14 protein-coding genes and 1 riboswitch are annotated in these 14,077 nt (G+C 50.4%); of the genes, 10 read left to right on the top strand and 4 right to left on the bottom strand.

Annotated elements, in window-relative coordinates:
• Window positions 1-77 precede the first annotated feature (77 nt).
• The 3 genes from ACJJI0_RS08815 to ACJJI0_RS08805 all read right to left on the bottom strand — a co-directional run bounded on the left by ACJJI0_RS08815 (window position 78) and on the right by ACJJI0_RS08805 (window position 3,609).
• Window positions 78-293, bottom strand: a complete 216-nt coding sequence (locus ACJJI0_RS08815; protein WP_152454298.1) for a hypothetical protein — start codon at window positions 291-293, stop codon at window positions 78-80.
• Between the two features lie 58 nt (window positions 294-351).
• A riboswitch (SAM-I-IV-variant riboswitch) is annotated at window positions 352-480 on the bottom strand.
• A gap of 65 nt (window positions 481-545) precedes the next feature.
• Window positions 546-1,979, bottom strand: a complete 1,434-nt coding sequence (locus ACJJI0_RS08810) for an aldehyde dehydrogenase family protein (protein ID WP_444885564.1) — start codon at window positions 1,977-1,979, stop codon at window positions 546-548.
• Window position 1,980: 1 nt separating this feature from the next.
• Complete coding sequence (locus ACJJI0_RS08805; protein WP_444885563.1) at window positions 1,981-3,609, bottom strand: 5-guanidino-2-oxopentanoate decarboxylase; 1,629 nt, start codon at window positions 3,607-3,609, stop codon at window positions 1,981-1,983.
• 277 nt (window positions 3,610-3,886) lie between these two features.
• On the opposite strand from ACJJI0_RS08805, the gene pdxH reads away from it, so the two are divergent.
• Entirely contained in the window at window positions 3,887-4,525 is a 639-nt protein-coding gene (gene pdxH / locus ACJJI0_RS08800) for a pyridoxamine 5'-phosphate oxidase (protein ID WP_444885562.1), read from the top strand.
• Window positions 4,526-4,732: 207 nt separating this feature from the next.
• Here the strand turns inward: pdxH and ACJJI0_RS08795 are convergent, their stop codons facing one another.
• Window positions 4,733-6,409, bottom strand: coding sequence for a SulP family inorganic anion transporter (locus tag ACJJI0_RS08795; protein ID WP_444885561.1), 1,677 nt, complete (start codon window positions 6,407-6,409; stop codon window positions 4,733-4,735).
• Window positions 6,410-6,462: 53 nt separating this feature from the next.
• On the opposite strand from ACJJI0_RS08795, the gene ACJJI0_RS08790 reads away from it, so the two are divergent.
• The 9 genes from ACJJI0_RS08790 (at window position 6,463) to ACJJI0_RS08750 (ending at window position 13,773) form a co-directional block, all read left to right on the top strand.
• On the top strand, window positions 6,463-6,612 hold the full coding sequence (locus ACJJI0_RS08790; RefSeq protein ID WP_444885560.1) for a hypothetical protein: 150 nt from the start codon (window positions 6,463-6,465) through the stop codon (window positions 6,610-6,612).
• 58 nt (window positions 6,613-6,670) lie between these two features.
• On the top strand, window positions 6,671-8,362 hold the full coding sequence (locus tag ACJJI0_RS08785) for an Hsp70 family protein (RefSeq protein ID WP_444885559.1): 1,692 nt from the start codon (window positions 6,671-6,673) through the stop codon (window positions 8,360-8,362).
• Window positions 8,362-9,789, top strand: a complete 1,428-nt coding sequence (locus ACJJI0_RS08780; RefSeq protein ID WP_444885558.1) for an RDD family protein — start codon at window positions 8,362-8,364, stop codon at window positions 9,787-9,789. The genes ACJJI0_RS08785 and ACJJI0_RS08780 overlap by 1 nt, the downstream gene beginning before the upstream one ends.
• Entirely contained in the window at window positions 9,789-10,136 is a 348-nt protein-coding gene (locus tag ACJJI0_RS08775; RefSeq protein WP_444885557.1) for a cupin domain-containing protein, read from the top strand. The genes ACJJI0_RS08780 and ACJJI0_RS08775 overlap by 1 nt, the downstream gene beginning before the upstream one ends.
• Before the next feature lie 74 nt (window positions 10,137-10,210).
• On the top strand, window positions 10,211-10,810 hold the full coding sequence (locus ACJJI0_RS08770; protein ID WP_444885556.1) for a hypothetical protein: 600 nt from the start codon (window positions 10,211-10,213) through the stop codon (window positions 10,808-10,810).
• Between the two features lie 128 nt (window positions 10,811-10,938).
• Entirely contained in the window at window positions 10,939-11,367 is a 429-nt protein-coding gene (locus tag ACJJI0_RS08765; protein ID WP_444885555.1) for a hypothetical protein, read from the top strand.
• A gap of 382 nt (window positions 11,368-11,749) precedes the next feature.
• A complete protein-coding gene (locus tag ACJJI0_RS08760; RefSeq protein WP_444885554.1) occupies window positions 11,750-12,121 on the top strand; it encodes a hypothetical protein in 372 nt (123 codons plus the stop codon).
• 78 nt (window positions 12,122-12,199) lie between these two features.
• Window positions 12,200-12,574, top strand: a complete 375-nt coding sequence (locus ACJJI0_RS08755) for a hypothetical protein (RefSeq protein WP_444885553.1) — start codon at window positions 12,200-12,202, stop codon at window positions 12,572-12,574.
• A 242-nt stretch (window positions 12,575-12,816) separates the two neighbouring features.
• Window positions 12,817-13,773: a hypothetical protein gene (locus ACJJI0_RS08750; RefSeq protein ID WP_444885552.1), complete on the top strand. Its 957-nt coding sequence runs from the start codon at window positions 12,817-12,819 to the stop codon at window positions 13,771-13,773.
• Window positions 13,774-14,077 lie beyond the last annotated feature (304 nt).

Raw genomic sequence — 14,077 nt, 5'->3', positions numbered from 1 at the left:
ATTGTTTTTAGCTCCTGTCGGGTGCTCGTGGCACTAGGTATCTGGCGCGAATCAAAATGGCGCCACTGGATTCTCGTTTATCCCGCCAGCTCGCAGGCCTTGTGGGCAGTGATTGGCTGCTCACTGGCACGGCAGCTGGTGGCGAATTTTAAAGCTTCTTCCGCGGTGTCGAACAGTAGTTGCCACAACAATTGCCGATCGGCCCGTCTCACGGCTCTCACCGCGGTGCGGCTGCGTTGGTTGGCAATTTGAATTTCTATAACGTCTTTACTGGATAACGGTGATTCGGACATGGTCCCTCCAAGGGTAAAACTTTGGAGGGCTGACGTGGAAGCGGCGAAAGGGTATTCGCTAATCCGGTTGGATTGCTCTTGTAGAGCCCCATCCTCCCCGCAGGCTTTGGTGTGCCAGCAGAGAGAGAACCACCTTGCCCCGGTCGGCAGGTTGGCGTTGGCGTCAGCCACTCTCGTGATGTGCGAGCAAAGATAGCGGGGAGGGGATTGGCAGTCAACTGCACCGCCCACGATTGCAGGCGGTGCAGAAGTTTATGCCGGCAGTTGCACGGATTTCAGTTCGATAAACTCGCCGAGGCCGGCCTCGCCAAATTCGCGCCCGTTGCCAGAGCGCTTGTAGCCGCCAAAGGGTGCGTCGTAATTAAACTCGCCGCCATTGACGAAACATAGGCCTGCCTCGATGCGGCGCACCAGAGGCATGGCGCTCTCTGCATCTTTTGCCCAAACACCGCTGGATAGGCCGTATTCGGTGTCATTAGCGATGGTAATTGCCTCATCCATATCCTTGTAAGGGATCAGGCAGGTCACAGGGCCAAAGATCTCTTCTCGGGCGATGTTCATATCGTTGTGTACATCGGCAAATACTGTGGGCTTCACATAAAAGCCCTTCTCCAGCCCAGAGGGCACCTCGGCGCCGCCAGTGACCAGGCGTGCACCCTCGTCGATACCCTTCTGGATATAGCCGCGCACTATCTCGCGCTGGCGCGCGGAAGAGAGTGGGCCCATAAAGGCATTTTCATTGGTGCCCATGGCGATGTCTTCGGCTACCTGGCGGGCGATTTCTACCGCTTCGTCATAGCGTTCGGCAGGTACCAGCATACGGGTGAGGGCGGTACAGGTCTGGCCACTGTTGATAAACACATCTTCACAGCCCCAACGCACGGCGGCTTCCAGATCTGCATCGGGGGTGATAATCAGAGGGGACTTACCACCTAATTCCTGGGTTACGCGCTTCACCGTGGGCGCAGCGGCCTTGGCCACTTCCACACCGGCGCGAGTGGAACCGGTGAAGGAGACCATATCGATACCGGGATGGGCAGAGAGTGCCGCACCCACTTCGGAGCCGGCACCGGGTACCAAGTTGAAGACGCCGGCGGGGACTCCTGCCTCTTCAATAATTTCCGCCATCACAAAATCTTGCAGCGGCGTGATCTCGGCGGGTTTGGTGATCATGGTGCAGCCGGCGGCCAGGGCCGGGGCCACTTTGCCCACAAACTGGTGCAGTGGGTAGTTCCAGGGAGTGATAAAACCACACACGCCCACGGGCTCGCGGAACAGTACGGAATGGCCGGCCTTCTCTGTTTTTTCCATTTCTGCGGTGCGCTCGGCGTAGTAGCGCATGGCATAGATAGGGCCATCCACATGCAACCAGCGGGTGATATGTTCGGGGCAGCCGAGTGTCTGGGACACGGCCTGAACCAGATCTTCCTTGCGTTTTTCCATACCGTCGGCAATGGCGTTGAGCAGTTCGCGGCGCATCTGTGCGGTGCTGTTGCGCCAGCTGTGGAAGGCTTGGCGCGCGGCTTCCACGGCGAGATCCACATCTTCGGCCGAGCCTTCGGCCACTTGGCAGATTAATTCTTCGGTGGCCGGGTTGATCACCGGGTGAGTCCCGGTACCCAGAGGCTCGCGCCATTCGCCGTTAATAAACAGCTTGCCCGTGGGCAGTTTGCTGAGATCTGTCATGTCACGCTTCCATTTGTTCTGCGCCTGAAGGCGCGCTGATTTCGATCAGGGTTGGGGTCTGGCGGCCCAGGGCATCGGCTACTGCTTGCGCCAATTGGCCGGGCTGGTCGATACGACAGCCCTCGGCGCCAAAGGCCTTGGCCAGGGCAACAAAATCCGGGGTGCTCAGGTTTACACCTTCCTGCGGCACTTCCGCCGCATCCATAAAGTCGCGGATTTCGCCGTAGCCGGCGTTATTCCATACCAGGATGGGCAGAGGTAAACGTTGCTCAACAGCCACCGCCAATTCGCCCAGGGTAAACATCAGGCCGCCATCGCCGATCAGGGCGATCACATCCCGCTCGCTAGAGAGCTTGGCGCCAACTGCCGCAGGCAGGGCGAAGCCCAGGGTGCCATAACCGGTAGTGCAGGTCACATGGCTACGCGGATGATATAGGGGCAGGGCGTGGTTAGTGTTATAGGCCAGCTGGGTGGAGTCTGTCACCAGGATACCGTTTTCCGGCAGGGCTTCGCGCAGGGCCTCAACCCAGGGGAAGCGTTGTTCGGAGCCATCCCACCACTCTTTGCGGCAGTCTTTCAGCAACTGGGCAACCTCTTTTTCAGAATGTTCGCCTGCTGTTGCATCGCGTTGGTTCAGGGCGGCTTCCAATTGTTGCAAGCTCTCTTTGGCGTCAGCACAGATCGCCAGATCCGGTTGGGCGTTGCATACCAGCTGTGCAGCATCTATATCGATACGAATCAGTTTGCCGGAGAAGGCGTAATCGTCCCGCACCAGGTTGCGATCGGTTTCAGAGAGTTCGGTGCCCGCGGCCAGCACCACATCCGCATTCTCCACGCGGTTGCGTACACAATCGAAACTCAGGTTGGCACCGCCACACAGTGGATGGCGTTCATCTACAACGCCTTTGGCGGCCAGAGACAGAAATACCGGGGCAGCAATTTTTTCAGCAATTTGGGTAGCCGCTTCGCCGGCGCTCTGGGCACCGCCGCCGAGGAGGATGACCGGGCGCTGGGCGGATTGCAGCCATTCGGCGGCCGTGGTGATAGCAGCGCTATTTGCCGCCGGGGCCATAGCGGCTGGTGCAGCTTTGTAGTCTTCCAGCTGGCCGGGCATGGGAGCCGGGAACAGGTCGATGGGGATTTCGATATGCACAGGCCCCGGGCGGCTGGACTGTAGCAGCTGGAATGCCCGTGCCATCACCTCTGGTAATTGCTCAGCCTGGCTGAGCGTGTGCTGCCAGATACAGAAGCCGCGGCTGGCATCACTCTGTTGCGGCAGTTCATGCAGGCGGCCGCGGCCCATGCCCAGGTCTTCGCGGCGATTGATTGCGGAGATCACCAGCATGGGAATCGAATCGGAATAGGCTTGCGCCATGGCGGTGGCGGCGTTGGTGAGACCGGGGCCGGTGATCAGGAAGCAGACACCAATCTTGCCACTGGCACGGGCATAGCCATCCGCCATAAAGGCGGCACCCTGTTCGTGGCGCGGAGTGATATGCATCAGGTCACTGCCGGGCAGACCTCGGTACAGTTCGATGGTGTGGACACCGGGGATGCCGAAGACTTTTTCCACCTGGTAGTCGCGCAGCAGGCGCATGAGCACCTGGGCGCATGTGGGCGCAGAGGACATAGCCACCATTTTCCTTATTTGTGTAAAAATGCCGTGAGCCTAGCGGCCCACTAAAAAGCACGCAAGCGCCCGCAGAGTCTGCACCTGCGAGGGGAAATACGCAGGAAAATTGAGATTCGTCCCGTATCGCGACAGGAAACTTGGCGCCCGAGCCGCAAGATTCCTTGTGTAAAGGGAGTTGCGATACAAGAAGATTTGTCGCGTAGCTGGAATAAAAATCGCTTTGCTTCAGCTGGCTGGATATATTTTGAGCTTGAATAACTTAGGAAGTAGCACCATGGAAATCGATCAATGGCGTCGTGAATATCTGCTTGGCGGTTTGCGCCGTTCGGAGTTAAAAGCCACCCCGGTGGAGCAGTTTCGCGAATGGCTTGAGGAGGCTCTGGCGGCCAAACTTTCTGACCCTAGTGCCATGTGTCTGGCCACGGCCGATAGCAGCGGCCAGCCCACCCAGCGCATTGTATTGCTAAAAGGTTTTGACGAGCGCGGCTTTGTTTTTTACACAAACCTGCAGAGCAAAAAAGCACATGATATGGAGAGGAACCCGCAGGTATCCCTGCTGTTCCCCTGGCACAGCCTGGAGCGCCAGGTCATTGTTAGCGGCAATGTGGAGTCGGTGACGCGTGAGGATGCCGAGCAGTATTTCCAGTCCCGGCCCCTGGAAAGCCAGCTGGCCTCCTGGGCCTCGCGCCAGAGCCAGCCACTGTCATCCCGTGAGGAACTGCAAAAACAGTTTGACCAAGAAAAGGCGCGCTTTGCAGATGGACAAGTGCCGCTGCCAGATTTTTGGGGCGGTTATCGGGTAGTGCCACACGCGGTGGAGTTTTGGCAGGGTGGTGCCAATCGCCTGCACGACCGCTTTATTTACCGCGCCGATGATAGCGGTTTGTGGACGCTGGATCGTCTGTCTCCCTAATGGCCGCAGAATTTTAGCTAAAGTGTGGCGTGGAAAATTTGAGCGGGGTTATGACTCCGCTTTTTGCTTTGATTTTTTATCATTTTACATTCAGGCAAAATAGAAAAGGGTAATGAATGTTTGCCAAATTAAAAAAGCTTACCCATTAAAATGTCATTTTAAGGCTGCAGGTTAAATAGATGTTTTATTCTAGAAACACTGCATTTATTAGTAGGGCGGATCAGGCCTTTTTTCGCCTTCGCGATTGAGAAAGTCCAAGCCTTTGATGAGAGCCTCAACCCGGCTTTCTACAAAACAATCCTCGTCCATCCAATCCCGGATATGTAATTTCTCCAACCTGTCCAGTGTTGGCTCATTGGGGCAGTACAGATAGACTTTGCAGCCCAAACTAATGGCATCACGCATGGTGTTTTCCAGTGCCAATGCCGCGGTGGTATCAATCATGGGCACTGTGCTCAAATCCATAATGATGACTTTAAATTTACCCACTGCGGCTTGCTGGCGAGTAATGGCCTTGGATACCCCAAACAACATTGGGCCCGATAAAAAGAAAAACAGGATCTGTCCTTTTGACTGCCGCAGCATCTCCCGTTCCCGCCGGTTGAGAGGATCGCCTTCCTCGACACCGGAAATCGCTTTAACACTTTTTTCCTGAATACGGCTGAGCCGCTCAATGGTGATGATATTGACGAGGAATACACCAATGGCCACGGCGTAAATCAAGCCCACAAACACGGTCATCAACAGAACGCTGTACATAATAAAGGTTGGGAATATTGCCACCTGGTGATGGTGAACGCGTCGGATATAACTCCAGTCGAGAATATTAATGCCGACGAATACCGCGATACCGGCTAATACCGCCATAGGAATTGGTTGCGTCAGGGGGGCAAACCAGAGCACCACCAGCAGTAGGATCAGCGCACGCACTATACCGGCCAGAGGAGAACGCGCCCCTACCTGAATATTCACCACGGTCCCCATAGTGGAACCCGCGCCGGGCAGCCCGCCAAACAAACCGGATACGGTGTTAGCGATGCCCTGGCCGATCAATTCCCGGCTGGGGTTGTGCTCCCTGCGTGTCAGGCTATCTGCTATTACCGCAGTTAATAGGGTATCGAGACAGCCCAGAGTGCCGAGCACCAACGCCTCAATCAGCATGGTGGACAACATATCAAAGGTGATGTTGGGCAAAATCAGGGAAGGCAAGCCGCTGGGAATTTCGCCGATACGCCGGATCTCTTCGTTGTCGAACAACACCATGGAAAGCAAGGTAATGGCGACTAGTGCCACCAGTTGGGGGGGAACCAGCTGTTTGAGTTTCTTTGGTAAAAAAAACAGCATTCCGAGGGTGAGCAAACCGAGGAAGAGTTCCCCATAGTGGGTATTTCTGACTAGCTCCGGCAATTCCTGCACGGTTTCCATCGGCCCGCCAGCGGGCGTGGGTTGGCCGAGTAACGGACCAATCTGCAAAATTACCAGAATAATACCCACCCCGGACATAAATCCTGAGACCACGCTGTAGGGCATCAAGACAATATATTTGCCGAGCTTTAACGCCCCCAAAGCAATTTGAAAAATGCCCGCCATGATGACCACGGTAAAGGCCATTGCCAGTCCCTGGTTGGGGTGCTCTGCCATCATGGTGGTGATCACCGCAGCCATTACTACTGTCATGGCACCGGTAGGCTCAGAGATTAAGGTTCGGGTACCCCCAAAGAGGGAGGCAAATAGCCCGATCAGAATCGCCCCCCACAGCCCCGCACTGGCTCCTGCCCCGGAAGCAACCCCAAACGCCAGTGCCATGGGTAGCGAAACCACGGCTGTGGTAACTCCACCAAAGAGATCCCCTTTGAGGTTCACTCCCTCAAATCTACCCGTCAACAAGGCCGCGCCTCTTCGTGGATTTCGAATGACTCTAAGGATATGGCAGTTATGTGGAACTGCCAGAAGGAGGATTGTTCTACGGCCAGTCTATTCGTGTGGTTTTTCTGCACCTGCCTTTCGTGTGCTTGCACTCTCTGGCTATTTTTGTGCAGGGGCGCTTAGAATATCGCGCCAACCAGATTGCGGGAAATACGGTATAAAAACCCGTTGGTACGACTGTGCTTGATCAAGTTTTGAGAAAAATAGGTAGGGGGATTTATGGCCATTATTGGTATTGACCTGGGTACCACCAATAGCGCCTGTGGGGTTTTAACGGAAGATGGCGTGAAGCTGATTCCCAATCGCCTGGGAGAGGCCTTGACCCCATCGGTGGTTGGTTTGGATGACACTGGCAAGCTAGTGGTGGGGAAAACCGCAAAAGAGCGCCTGATCAATCACAGTGATACCACCGTTGCCGCCTTTAAGCGCCTGATGGGCACCGATCATCAAGTCAAACTGGGTCGCCAGCAATTTACCGCTACCGAACTTTCCGCCTTGGTACTGCGCTCTCTCAAAGAGGATGCAGAGGCCTTCCTGGGGGAAGAGGTCAGCGAAGCGGTAATCAGTGTGCCCGCCTACTTTAACGATAACCAGCGCCAGGCGACAAAATTGGCTGGAGAGCTGGCAGGCCTCAAGGTAGAGCGCCTGATCAACGAGCCTACCGCTGCGGCAATTGCCTACGGCCTGCACGATAAGCGGGAGGGGAATTTCCTGGTGCTAGACCTGGGCGGTGGTACTTTCGATGTCTCCATCCTGGAATTCTTCGATGGCATTATGGAAGTACATGCCAGTGCCGGGGATAACTATCTGGGCGGTGAAGATTTTGTCGAGGCAATGATCGACAGCGTTCTGGAAGAATTGCAGCTGAAAAAAACTTCTCTGAAACCGCGCGAACTGCAGAACCTATATATGCAGATGGAAACGGCCAAGCGCCGTATTAGCCAGCAGGCAGAGCAGTTACTTAAATTAAACCTCGGTGGGCGCGAACTCGAATGGAAAGCGACTCCCGAATGGTTTGAGAAACTCAGCACTCCGTTGCTGCTGCGAGCCAAGCGCCCGATTGAGCGCGCCATGCGCGATGCCGACTTGCCACCCGCTAAAATTGACGAAGTGGTATTGGTGGGTGGCTCCACCCGCTTGGCCCTGTTCCGCTCTATGGTGGGGCGCATGTTTGGCCGCTTGCCTTCCTGCCACCTGGACCCGGATACCGTTGTCGCCATGGGGGCGGCTATCCAAGCTGGTCTCAAGGAAAAAAATTCTGCGCTGGATGATATCGTCCTCACCGATGTATGCCCCTACACCCTGGGTACCGGCATCGTGAATGAAGACAGCCCGCAGCTGGGCAATTACTTCCTGCCGATTATTGAGCGCAACACCGTGGTACCTGTCAGTATTGTGCGTAGCGTCTGCACTGCCCGCGATGATCAGAACGAAGTTTGTATCGATATTTACCAGGGGGAAAATCGCCTGGTAAAGAAAAATGTTTATCTGGGCGAGCTCACGGTGCCGGTACCCAAGAAACCCCGGGGCGAGGAAGTGGTGGAAGTGCGCTATAGCTATGATATGAACGGTTTGCTGGAAGTGGATGTCACCGTCGTTTCAACCGGTAAAACATATAATAAGTTAGTGGAATTTACGCCGGGCGCCCTGAATGAACAGGATAAAGCCCAAGCGTTGGGAAAACTGGCCAAGCTCAAATTTCATCCCCGTGAAGATGAGGAAAACCGGGCGCTACTCGCCCGTGGTGAACGCTTGTATGAAGCGAGCCTCGGCGAGCAGCGCGATTATATAGCTAAATTGCTCGCCAGCTTCGATCGGGTTTTGGATAAACAAAACTTGGTGGAGATTGGCAAGGCGCGTACCGAACTCACGGAGATTTTCGATAAGCTCGACGGTGAGGACTGGATTTAATGAGCCCCTGGGAGATACTCGAGCTAGCACCCTGCGATGATGCGCGGGCGATCAAGCGCGCCTACGCAAAAAAACTGAAGCAAACCCGCCCGGATGAAAAGCCTGAAGAGTTTCAGCAGTTACACAGCGCCTATAAATGGGCCCTGAAAGCCGCTGAGGAGCTTAAAGAAGAGAAAAAGGAAAGTGAGGAACCGCAAAGTACCGAGGTGCTTGCGGAAGTTGCAAGTGCTGAGCGGGCTGCACTTTCCCCTGAGGCCGTGCAATTACAGGGTCAAGTAGAGCCCCAGGTGCAACAAAATAGTGAGCCAAATCATCAAGACCACTCCCCAGTCTCTTCAGAAGCTATTGAGCAAGCTCCATCAAAAGACACTCTTGACCTGAATCAAGCCCAGGATCAGGAAACTGGGGGTGAGAGACAGCAGGGGGCCTCTACAGAGAAACATGCTGAAGAGCAGCATCCTGAAGTTAAGAATGCACAAGAAGATAATGTGCAAGAAAATCCTATTGAAGAGGATGACACTGAACAAGACCCACAGCGAGCACTGCGAATTGCCGAGTACCATCGGGTGTTGGAGCAAGTGGATAGGCTGCTGCAAGCGCCCAGTAAATTCAATGTAAAAGAGAATTGGCGTTTTCTCACCGATACACCTTATATGCTCGATGAGGAATATAATTGGAATCTGGGCCTTTCAATCTTCGAACGTTTTGCCAGAATAAATTTGCAGGCTAGTGAAGTTACCTCTAAAGGTAAAAAACAAGCTCAGATTTCTAACAATATTCTTCAGTACTGCAATAGCTTGTTCGACTGGAATGGTAATGCCTCCTATTTATACGGCGCCTTGGACGAGTCCCTTTGTGATTGCATTTTTAATTCGCTGCATAGCGAAGAAGTTACTGTGGACCCCGCCCAAGGGCTCCGAGGTGGGCGCAAGCTGATCCGGCAGAAAATAACTCAGCCGGAAGAAACCTACGATCAATACTACTTTGGCCACTTGCTGGCCCGAGGCGTTGCGGTCTTACTGGATGTATTGTTGTTGTACGTCGTGGTTGGCTTTATCGCCTCGATTGTGATGATGAAGGTATACGATATGCCAGAAGGCGCCGCCATAACCATGGCGTTGGGAATCTGTTGCCTGGCCTATCTGCTGATGGCCTGGATTGCAGAGAGCTCCCGCTTTCAGGCGACGCCGGGTAAATATTTGATGGGCTACAAAGTCACCAACAAAAAATTTGAGCGAATAGGCTATGGCCACGGCCTCTGGCGGCTACTGAGCTTCACTCTCACCCTACCGCTGGGAAAGATCGGTTGGTTGATTAACTGCTTCTTAGGTGGAAACCTGATGCACGACCGCCTCAGCTCAAGTCATGTTATCAATATGCGTAAATCCCGCGAGGAGTATTTGCGGAGATTGCGGGGGGAGGAGTGATGCCAGTCGTCTCAAAAGAGAATGCTGAGCACTACTCCTGGGGGGAGGGCTGCGATGGCTGGCACTTGGTACGAACCGATTCTCTCAGTGTGATTCAGGAGAGAGTGCCTCCTGGTTGCTCAGAAGTTCGACACCTGCACCGGCAATCTGAACAGTTTTTCTTTGTACTAAAGGGCACGGCCACGATTGAATGTGGTGGCGAAGAGTATTCCCTCTCTCCCGGCCAGGGTTTGCATATAGCCGCTGGGATTCCTCATCAGATGTTCAATAAGGCCTCTATGGATTTGGTTTTTATTGTTACTTCAACGCCGCCTAGCCATGGGGATTGGGTGGAGCTGCAAAATTAGTTATACAAAAATCGACAAATTGACAAAATATAAGATAAGAATAAGTAAAGTTTATCCTATTGCATGAGATTGGCATGACTTTTAAATCCGAGATATTAAAGGCCGTCAAAACTAGGGCGGCCAAATATTACGGCTGGAAATTTATTAATAATAAATATTACATCCGACCGGAAAAGTATTGTGAAGTAATTATTGATCCAGAGTGGAGTTTTCATGGGTCCCCCTCATCAATTCTTTTACAGCCAGCAGCCGGAACCTATATTCCAGAGGTTGATAAAATTTACAGCGAGTTAGATGATTGTATACCAGTGAGACGGTTGATGTTCTATATTGATTTGGATCATCAAGCGTTAGATAAGACTCATAGTCGTAGGATTTATGTTCAAGATTTTGGGGGTCAAGATGAGGCCGTTGCTGAAGTTTTACACAGAATGGATTGTATTTTTACTGTGGGTAAAGATTATTTAACTAATCAGTATAACTTTGAGTCTAGGGAGGGCTTTTATGAAAGTGTTCCAGAGGAAACACGTGGTTTTGGCTGTGCTTATTATTGTGTAGTGAAAGGGTTGCTGGGAGATATCGACTATATAAAAAGGGTACTTCGCAAAGAAATTGATCCTAAGGGTTATCAGGATTTAGAGCTTGTTGGTAAAATTTTTAATTATTTCTCTTAAAGATTAGTTGTAAGGCTGGGTCAGCCCTATTTTTGTAGTTGGTTGTTATTCTTTGGTGTGAAATATTTTTGTTCAGTTTTTTCTGGACTTTTGTTGTACGGCTGTTGATAACAGAATTGAGGTATAATATGAATGTTTTGTTAATAGTTGGGGCTGTTGCTATATTGATTGCACTTTACCGTGCAGCAACCAGTAAGAATATACCGCAAAGCCCGGCGGCATGTGGTATAGCATTCTTTACCGTTACTGCCGGTTTGGCCTCTTGGTTGTATCTATTATCTGCTATTCCTTTCCATTCCCTGTACTTGCTGGTGAGTATTATCTCATTACCCCTGATATTGTTAATGGGTGGCGCTATGGCGGCGCGTACAAGTGAGGATACTGCCTCAATGAATGCCAAAATTGTATTGGCTGTTGCGGCGGTCCCCTATTTGCTGGTTACCTTTATTGCTTTTATGAATTCTTCCGGGTGGGCCATTGTTTATGCATTAATAATATATATTCCCTGCATTATTGGTGGGCGATATATTGGCAGTAAATATTTGCAAGTAAAATGATGTAGAGATGGGTGGCCTTGTCCCTGCTATTGTGACAACAGGCTGGTAAGTGTAGCCACACACGGCACTGGTAATTCGTTACCTGGTTTATCTATTGATGGCCAATTAGGTCACTAGAAAAAAACTGAGTAAAAAGGCAATGGTTGCAGTCTTTGGTGCCTACTGAACTTCACTCTCACCTTACCGCTGGGTAAAACGGCTGGTTGTTTAACTGTTTTTTAGGTGGGGTTCGTGATGTACGGCCGCCTCAGCTCAAACCGTACCATCAATCAGCGTAATTAGATTGCGGGGTGGGCTGCGATTGCTTGTACTTGCTAAAAGCTGTTACTTCAACACAGCTTAGCGCTTGAGCTTAGGTGAGTTTTTTTTGGGAATATGGTCGTTGAAAATTTATCCTCCTTTCTTTGTGGTGGGCGAGCTAAAGGTCGCAGATAGAAGAATAGATATAATCAAAAAGAGTGGCACCTATTTTCTGTATTCAGAGCTAGATGAAGACGTGATTTTGTATGATTTTCTTCAAGCTTGGGACTCTTCTCAAGATATTAAGGAGTGTTTGTTGCCGGAAGTAATTTCAGTTTTATCTGGTGATGTAGAGTTTACTGATATCGATGCTGATATTTTTGGCGTGGCTTATATCAAGCCTCAGGTTACGAAGCTTATAGGGGGTATTGCTCCTGACCTGGAATTGCCAACAATGGAGTTTAGAGAGCTAATCAAACAGTGGGTTGACTTTCTAGAGATACATGGCCAATAAGTTTAATGAGGGAGTATCGTTGCTTCGGTACGGCTTGTCTTTGATGTCAAGTGGAATTTTTTTGTGGGGATACAATCGATGAAAATCTACGCTCCTTTTTCTGTGGTGGGCGAGCTAAGGACTGCAGACAGAAGAATAGACATAGTCAAAATATATGATAGCTATAGCTTGTATCCTAAGCTGGATGAAGAGGAGGTCTTGGAAGGTTTTTTTCAGGTGTGGGCAGCCTCTCAAGAAATTAAAGAGGATGTGTTGCCGGAAATAGATTCAGTTTTGTCTGGGGAGAAAAAATATACTGAGCTCGGTGCCGAGATTTTTGGGTTGGCTTATATCGAGCACCAGAACACGAAGTTTATAAGCGGTCTGGGTTCTCCTGACCTAGAGCTGTCAACAGTGGAGTTTAAAGATCTGGTCGAGCAGTGGGTTGACTTTCTAGAGGCGCATGGACGATAAGTTTATTAGTGAAGGTGGTTATCGTTGATTCAATGTCGCCTAGTCATAGGGATCTGGTGGACTTGTGGGTTTGTATATATCTATTCAATCTAAAACCTTATAGAGATTATCTCGTTCACCTTGGTCCAAAAGATCGTCTGAGGAGTTTGAATTTCTATGTTGTATGCCCGGTGGCTATGAAAATATTTTGTAATTATTAGCCTTAAGGGCTTTAGTGTTAATTTTTAATAAGTTGTTTATAGATGAGTGATCAAGTTTTCTTGGATGGGTTAAAGCGGCTGGAAATTTCTGATAAGCCCGGAAGAATAGAGCGCTGTGAAAGTAACTTTAAGCGCTTCCTGAGTGAAGGAGGTAAAGTAAGTGGGCCTTTGCTCATGTTAATGGATGCTCTTGTAGCGCAGACTTTACAGGCTTTATTTAAGCAGGGTGATATCGAACAGGCGAAAAAATCTGCATTTGATGTTGGTAGGGTGCTAGCTTTATACTCACACTTTTATCCTGCTGATATGGGGAAGAGTCCAGATAGTCAGCTCCTGTATCCATTGATATCAGATAGTCCGGAATTAATCCATTGGGGCAAGCAATATTTCATTCCTTTACTAAGGAAAAGTCAGGGTAAATATGTTTGCGATAATATAAACAATCCTGAATTCCATGCTCTGCAACTTAGGCTGGCGCTTGCCGGTGATTGGGGCTTGTTGAAAAGTAGAGCTGAGGCCTTTTTGTCAGGGTCTCCTAAAAAATACAAGCTTTACGCTATTGACTGCCGATTTTATATTGCTCTGTGCGAAGGGAATATTCATGAGATGGAGGCGGCTATAAGTGAACTTTTGTCTCCAAAGGTATTAAGGCATCGAGATGCTGAGCCTTGTTGGGGGTTGGAGTATCGGTTGTTTTCGCCATGGCCATTTATTCTTTCTAAAATTGCTTTTATTAACGGTTTTTGCCTTGATGTACACATCCCAAATATACCTGGCGATATTTTGAGAGTATCTCCGCTAAAATCTTATAGTAGTGATTTAGATATATTAGAAGAGGTTTCACTTTTTGCACCTTTCTCCGACGTTGAGGAGATTTCAGTGAAAAACTTGAAGGCGCTATCACCGAGATCAATGAGTTCTTCTATTTTGATTTTTGGGGGGGCTCTAAAGGTAGCTAACAAGGAGCACAATGTCGGCCAACTTTTGGAGCGGGATTAAAATTTATCATCTTTGTGAATTGTTGCTTGGGTAGTTCGTAGTATACCCATGAAATTCTTGAATTTCTCTTGGTGCTTAAATGCTTGGGACGATGAAGGTCGGCTATTTGTGATCTGTGAAGCAATAAACTTTGATTCAGCTGGTGGTCGCACTGATTTTAAAAAAATATGCCACTTAAACCCTGGTGGCACGAGCTGCATATTCCTATTAATAGGTCTTGGATTTGGTGTATCTCTTAACCATTAAGAATGTGGGCTTTTAGATTTTTCAGCGGGCTCCTGCTTTACCTGATTTTATTCTCGTC

The organism is Microbulbifer mixtoriginis (SeqCode) (assembly GCF_052466695.1).
This window is presented reverse-complemented; position numbering and strand designations above follow the sequence as displayed.